This window comes from Salinivibrio sp. PR919, assembly GCF_001995355.1.
Taxonomy (GTDB): domain Bacteria; phylum Pseudomonadota; class Gammaproteobacteria; order Enterobacterales; family Vibrionaceae; genus Salinivibrio; species Salinivibrio proteolyticus.
Map to the genome: position 1 here is coordinate 22,961 of NZ_MUFL01000040.1, position 7,291 is coordinate 30,251.

At 52.2% G+C, this 7,291-nt stretch carries 4 protein-coding genes; 2 read left to right on the forward strand and 2 right to left on the reverse strand.

Going from position 1 to position 7,291, the window contains the following annotated elements; genetic code table 11:
• The first annotated feature begins 175 nt into the window (after nt 1-175).
• Together yccS and BZG83_RS09355 are read left to right on the forward strand one after the other, a co-directional pair.
• Nucleotides 176-2,380: a YccS family putative transporter gene (yccS, locus tag BZG83_RS09350; RefSeq protein ID WP_241828285.1), complete on the forward strand. Its 2,205-nt coding sequence runs from the start codon at nt 176-178 to the stop codon at nt 2,378-2,380.
• Between the two features lie 282 nt (nt 2,381-2,662).
• The gene (locus BZG83_RS09355; protein WP_077480248.1) at nt 2,663-3,832 is read left to right on the forward strand and encodes a Card1-like endonuclease domain-containing protein; all 1,170 of its coding nucleotides are present in this window, start codon (nt 2,663-2,665) and stop codon (nt 3,830-3,832) included.
• An 80-nt stretch (nt 3,833-3,912) separates the two neighbouring features.
• On the opposite strand, the gene udp is transcribed toward BZG83_RS09355, so the two are convergent.
• Both udp and BZG83_RS09365 read right to left on the reverse strand, forming a co-directional pair.
• Nucleotides 3,913-4,674, reverse strand: a complete 762-nt coding sequence (udp, locus tag BZG83_RS09360) for a uridine phosphorylase (RefSeq protein WP_077480249.1) — start codon at nt 4,672-4,674, stop codon at nt 3,913-3,915.
• Nucleotides 4,675-4,893: 219 nt separating this feature from the next.
• Entirely contained in the window at nt 4,894-7,215 is a 2,322-nt protein-coding gene (locus BZG83_RS09365) for a zinc/cadmium/mercury/lead-transporting ATPase (protein ID WP_077480250.1), read from the reverse strand.
• Between the last annotated feature and the right edge of the window lie 76 nt (nt 7,216-7,291).

The following is a 7,291-nucleotide window of genomic DNA, read 5'->3' on the forward strand; positions in this document are numbered from 1 at the left end:
CTCGATAAATCAATTCACTAGCAATATGGCTTCCCGCCGCATCACCTATAGCACGCTATGGATTTGACTTGTCGCAAGCTATTTCTAAAAAGCGCACGAAAACGCGCGGATGACGCTTAGTTTTTCAGTGTCTTTCTGCTATCTTGCCCTCATTGTKGGCTTAATCCGTGTTTTTATGTCCTTTTCGTTGCCACGCTTTCCTTCGATGCCACTGACGCTACGCGAGTACTGGGCGAACCACCGTATCAATGACAGTATCCGCGTCCTAATCGCTTTAATGGGGGTTGCCCTTTACGCGGGATACGCTGGTCGCACCGATATTGTCACGCCACTGGTGCTCGGGGTCATCGCTTCAGCATTAGCGGAAGTGGATGATCACCTATGGGGTCGGATAAAAGCCTTGGGCGTGACGCTCACCTGCTTCGCGGTCGCCTCTTTCTCGGTTGAATTGCTTTACGATTGGCCTTGGCTGTTTGCATTAGGGCTAACCGTTTCCAGTTTTGGCTTTATCATGCTGGGGGCCATTGGGGAGCGTTATGGCACCATCGCCTTTGCCTCATTGCTACTGGCGGTATACACCATGTTGGGGATGGAGCAAGGCAGTGATCTGTGGCTTCAACCCATGATGCTGCTCTCAGGCGCATTTTGGTACGGGTTACTATCGCTGGTTTGGATTGTGATTTGGCCGCACCGTCCCGTGCAGCACCGACTCGCAGCGGTCTTTCGCCAAACCGCCACTTACATGGAAACCAAGTCCAGTTTGTTCCATCCGGTTGCCGAATTGGTTCCGCAACCTACTCGTATCGCCGCCGCCAACCAAAATGCGCAAGTGGTAGCCGCGCTCAACCAAGCCAAAGCATCATTACTGGCGCGAGCACGACGCGGCCGTCTGACCCAGCGGCATCAAACCTTGCTGCAAACGTATTTTATCGCCCAAGACATTCACGAGCGGGTTAGCTCGTCCCATTATCGTTACCAAGATCTTGCCGCCCACTTTTTCCACTCGGACATTTTGTTTCGCTTCGAAGCATTGCTCAATGTGCAAGCGCGCGCGTGCCGTGAGGTAGCGCAAGCGCTCTCGTTGGGGATCAGCTATCAACATCATCATGCAGGACAGCAAGCATTAACGGCTATCCAGCAATCGATGGCGTATTTGGCTAAACACCAAGACAGCCATACTCGCACCGCATTGCTGAATCAGTTGCAGTTTTTATACAAAAACCTGGAGACGGTTGAGCAGCAGTTGGCGAGCTTGAGTAACCTCGCAGTTGATAGCCGAGCCCAAGAAAATGAATTGGCTGATCCCGATGCGCGCTCTGTTGGTGAGATGCTCTTTCGCATTCGCCAACAACTGACGTTTCGATCGTTGCGTTTTCGCCATGCGGTGCGCTTGTCGTTATCGCTCCTCGCGGGGTATGGCGTGATTCAAGGCCTCTCGCTTGAGCATGGCTTTTGGATCTTGATGACCATTCAGTTCGTTTGCCAAACCAATTACTCAGCCACACGCAGTAAGCTTAAAGAGCGGATTGTCGGCACTGTGGCTGGCTTGCTACTCGGCGTGCCGGCCTTATATCTGTTTCCCGATCCCAGCAGTCAATTGGCCTTGATGGTCGTCACTGGGGTGCTATTTTTCGCGTTCCGCACCGTTCAGTACACCCTAGCCACCTTGTTTATCACCTTATTAGTATTAATGTGCTTTAGTCAGTTCGGGGAAGGTTTCGCAGTGATCTTACCGCGTTTGGGCGATACCGTTATTGGCTGTTTGATTGCCGTTGCGGCGGTCCGTTATGTGTTGCCCGACTGGCAAGCGCACCGTCTCCGCGGGATCATGACAGAAGCCTTGCAAGCCAATCGGGACTATTTAGCCCACGTGATTGCCCAATACCGAGTAGGTAAACGCGACACCCTTGCCTATCGAATTGCGCGGCGCCAAGCGCACAATGCGGATGCGGAGCTGACTACCGCGATCAGTAATATGTTGGCGGAGCCTGGCCGCTATCGCACCAACATCGAAGAAACCTTCCGTTTCTTATGTTTAAACAACGCGATGCTAAGCTATATCTCTGCCCTTGGCGCGCATCGAAGCCGGATGGATGATGAGGTCAACCATCAAAAAGTGGCCCAGCTTCACCGTGATATCCACCAAGGGTTAACCCAATTAACCGAGCTACTGACCCAGCCTACCAACCATGATGCACAGCTGGCGTTACCAACCACTGATGACATGCATCAGACTCACGGCGGCTACGTAGAGCCTGTCGATAACACACCGCTGACGATGGTATTGCAGCAATTACAACTGATTCAGCGCATGCTGCCAGAGCTTAACCAGTTGACACTCACGCTGCGCCAACAAGCCCTGAAACAAAGTCGCGCATAATTAACGGCGGGGCCAAGGTCCCGCCTTCGGTGACTCACCCTGCGTACCAATACTCGCGTTGCGTGCGGATACTCGACCTGCACGCCAACGCTAAGTCAGCGGGGTGTCAATTTACAACAATTTACGTTGTTGATGGTTGAAAGCCCATGATGTAGACCGGATATTATTAATACAGCCACCTGAAGTGACTTAACGCTATACCCAAATGACTCGTTTGGAAGCTAGGGTATACACTTATATTTTTAGCGGCTCGTTTAGCCGCATCGCCCGCCTGGAGCAATTATGGCTATTCATGTAGGAATCATCGACTCGGATCCCGTCCGATTGGTCACCCCCGTGTTACACCAGCAACTGCCGGTGAGCAAGTTGGTGTTAATAGGCACCCTTGAGCAAGACCTAGAATTTGAACGCCTTACCCGCGTGCTTGCGCCAAAAGGCATCGAAACCGAGTTTTTTGAAATCTCCGATGATATCAATATCCGTGAATTAAAAAGCCAAGTGAAACAACTGGCCGAACAGCTTAGCACCACCTCTGAAGATATCCTTTTTAACGCGAGCTGTGGTCTGCGTCATCAACTGCTGTCTGCTTACGAAGTGTTTCGCACCTATCAATGGCCCAGCTATGTCATTGAGCCTTATAGCGATGAATTGWGCTGGTTGTATCCAGACGGGTTGCCACAACAGCAAGTCGAAGACCATATTAGCTTGACCGAATACCTCACGATTTTTGGCGCCCGTTGTGAGCGTCATGATGACGATGTGATCGGTTGTTTAACCGATGATATTTATCGTTTGGGCGAAAAGTGGGCCAGCAATGCTTATGAATTAGGACCCGGCTTGGCGACACTGAACTATTTAGCCACCACGTGTCGCAAGGAACAGTGCCTTGATGTGACGTTAAGCGAGAAACAGCAAGGCTACCGTGAACTCGGTATGCTGCTTGACGATCTGACTGAAGCTGGGCTCGCAACATACCAAAATGGGGTGCTAACCTTTAGTTGTGAGGAAGCGCGTCGCTTTGCCAATGGTGAATGGTTAGAAAGCTACGTGCATTACACCGTCACGTCCATTCAAAAAGAAATGCCAACCATTCAAGATAATTCACTCTCCGTACAAGTATATCGCCAAATTGGCGAGCGCGAAGTGCGTAACGAGCTTGATGTGGCGACTGTGGTCAATAACAAACTGCATATTATTGAGTGTAAAACCAAAGGCATGTCGAGCGATGGCGATGACACCTTGTACAAGCTAGAGTCGCTGCGCGATCTGCTTGGAGGGTTACAGGCGCGAGCAATGTTGGTGAGTTTCCGTCCGTTGCGCCATCACGATATTACCCGAGCTACCGATCTGGGCTTAGCACTGATTGGTCCAGATCAACTTGGTAATTTACGTACCCATCTCTATGATTGGTTTGTCGCCGCCGGAGGTACTGTCGCAATTCGCACCAGCTAACTCGCGCGCTCAGATTGGCCATCATAAAAAACGCGGCGCTCATGATGATCACCGCGTTTTTTGATACCACAATGTCTGAATTACAGCAGTTTACGAGCAGCTTCAACCACAATCTTGATCGAACGCGCTTCGGTTTCTTTAAGCGTTGCGTGGTCAGGGATCTCTTTTTGGGTACGATTAATAATCACACCTGCAACACAGCCCGCACGCAGACCGGAGCTAGCACACATGGTAAGTAGCGTGGCGGATTCCATTTCAAAGTTCAGCACGCCCATGTCTTGCCACTCTTGCATCGAGCCTTGGAAGCGACGTACAACGCGACCACTGAAGGTATCGTAGCGCTCTTGACCCGGATAGAAGGTATCGCTTGATGCAGTCACACCGGTGTGAACCGTTGCGCCATCTTCATCAACCGCCGCTTTCATGGCCGTTGCCACATCAAAGTTAGCCACGGCTGGGAATTCCATCGGTGCAAAATGGGTGCTCGCGCCATCAAGGCGAACAGACCCTGTGGTGACGATCATATCGCCGACATTAATGTTAGGTTGAATGGCGCCGGTAGTGCCGACACGCAAGAAGGTGCGCACACCCAACTGCGCCAATTCTYCAACCGCAATCGAGGTTGATGGGCCACCGATACCGGTTGAGCAAACCACCACAGGCTTACCGTCCAACCAGCCTAGGTACAAGGTATACTCACGCTGAGAGGCAAGAAAGGTTGGGTTGTCCATCAGGTTGGCAATTTTTTCTACTCGCGCAGGATCGCCTGGAATAATCGCAGTGGTGGCGCCTTGTAGGTCGGCGTGGTTAACGCCAAGGTGGAATACAGGGGTATCAGACATAATCAGTCTCCTCGCTGGATGCTGTCAGCAGCATCTTCAAATGATTAAAGGCCTGCCAAAGCAGGCCTGAACTCGAAGTTGTTATGTGTCTAGGATACCCAATTCTTCGGGTATTTATGTGACTTTTATCGACCTATTACACTGTCAATCCTTACAGATTTCAGAATTTAGAGATCGTTATCACTTTATGACAGCGTATGCAGACAAGCGCTGTCAGCTTTATTGGCGCTTGTCTCGCAACAGCCGTAATGCGTTCAACGTGACCAGCGCCGTCGCGCCGCTGTCCGCTAACACCGCCACCCAAAGCCCGGTGATCCCCAAGACACTCGTGACCAGAAAGACACCTTTTAGCCCTAACGCAATGGTAATGTTTTGACGGACATTCGCCTGCGTTGCGCGCGCCAGCTGTAAAATCCCGGGCAATTCAGTCAAACGGTTATGACTTAATGCCGCATCAGCCGTTTCAAGCGCAACATCCGTACCACTGCCCATCGCTACGCCTAATTGCGCCGCTTTCATCGCCGGTGCGTCATTAATACCATCTCCCACCATAGCAACACGATAGTGTTTCGCTAGGGCTTCAACAGCATGAACTTTATCTTCCGGCAATAAGCCTGCGCGAAAGTCGATACCCAGCTCTCCTGCAATCTCTGCTGCCGCAGCCGGATTGTCACCGGTTAGCATCACCGGATGAATACCTAAATCACGTAATTGGTTGACGGCTTGCTTGGCATCGCCCCGCAAGGTATCACGCCAGCCAATCAGACCATGCGGCGCACCCTCGACCATGACGACCGCCACCGTGACACCTCGCTGTGCAATCTCACCGGCTTGGTGTCGCTGATTCGGTGTCAGCATGTCATCCGTCAGTCGGTCGAGTGCGATCAGACTAATCCGACACCCATCGACATCCCCTTTCACACCCTGTCCCGCTTGCGCTTGGATGTTGTGTGCGTCTGGCACTTCAATGCCTCGTTCGGCGGTATAAAGCACCAAGGATTTGGCCAATGGATGATGACTACCTCGCTCAATTGCGGTGGCATACTTAAGTAAGTCCTTCTCGTCACCTTGCCATGTCAGCACATCGGTAACGGTCGGTTTCCCCTCTGTGAGCGTGCCGGTTTTATCAAAAGTGACCGCATTGACACTGGCGAGCATTTCTAACGCCGCACCGCCTTTAATCAGTGCGCCTCGACGCGCTGCCGTCGCCAGACCTGATGTGATCGCTGCCGGTGTTGAAATCACCAAGGCACACGGACAGGCAATTAATAGCAGAGCAAGGCCGCGATACAGCCACTCTTGCCAACTGGCGGCAAAAAACAACGGCGGGACCACGACGACTAATGCGGCAAGCGCAATCATAGTCGGTGTGTACCAACGGCTAAATTTATCGATAAACCGCTCAATCGGTGCTTTTTTCGACTCAGCCTGTTCGATTAAGCGTAAGATCCGGTCAATCGCATTTTCGCCTTGTGCGGATGTGACTGTGAGTTGGACCGTTTTATCAGTCGCAAGGCTGCCTGCCATCACGGCATCACCGACCTCAATATCAACCGGGATGGGCTCTCCCGTTAGCGCACTTTGGTCAAAGCTTGCCATTGCCCCCATCAACTGGCCATCTGCAGGCAAACGCTCACCAGCGCTAATTTCAATCACATCGCCCGGTTGCAGTGCGCTCGCCGCCACGGTTTCACGCTCACCAGATGCATGAACGCGAGTCACTGTCTCAGGAACCAAGGCCATCAGTGACTGAATGCCATCTCGTGCCCGTGAGGCAGCATAACCTTCCAGTCTTTCACCAATCAGGAACAGTACCAGCACCATCGCGGCCTCGGTGGTCTCACCCAAGTACAAGGCCCCGAGTGCGGCGATACTCATCAGTGTTTCAATAGAAAAAGGTGACCCGCTTTTGACCAGTCGTATCGCTTTGCCCACGATTGGCGCCAGTCCAACTAAGGTCGCTAAAGTAAACAGCGCCCACGATAAAGGTTCAGACCAATAATGGAGCCCCCATGCCACCATCATGACCGCAATTAGCCCGAATAACAGCGCATCTTGCCGCCACTTTTTCCATCCGGTTACCTCAGGTTGGGTTTGGTTGAGAGCGACGAGAGGAAAGCCCGCTTTTTGGGCGGCTTGTTCAACAGCACGCTCGGTAGAAGCCTGTGCATCGGCCGTATAAGTAACACGCAGTTTCTCCGTCGCAAACATCACCTGTGCTTGCGCTACGCCTGACGTTGCCAGAATGGCTTTTTCGAGTTTCGCGGCACAGCTTGGACAATCCATACCGGTCACGCCCCACTCGTGCGCATTCACTGAATCGATTGATGTGCGCTCAGAAGAGGTGTCTGCACGTTGTCGCTGAGCATGCGCGTGGCAATGCCCATCCGGATCATCATCGCCGGCGTTACCCTCGCCCTCCGCATGACTGCTGCAACACCCGCTGTCTGGTGCACATTGTGTGGTTCCAACCGCAGAAGTGGTCGGATTCTGATGGTGATGGGGTTGATGACAATGATGCGATCCACAGTGTTTACACATAGTCGGCTCCTTATTGACGGCATATCGAACGTTTATACCTACTATAAGGGTTGGAGCCTACTCCAGAGTCAAGCGA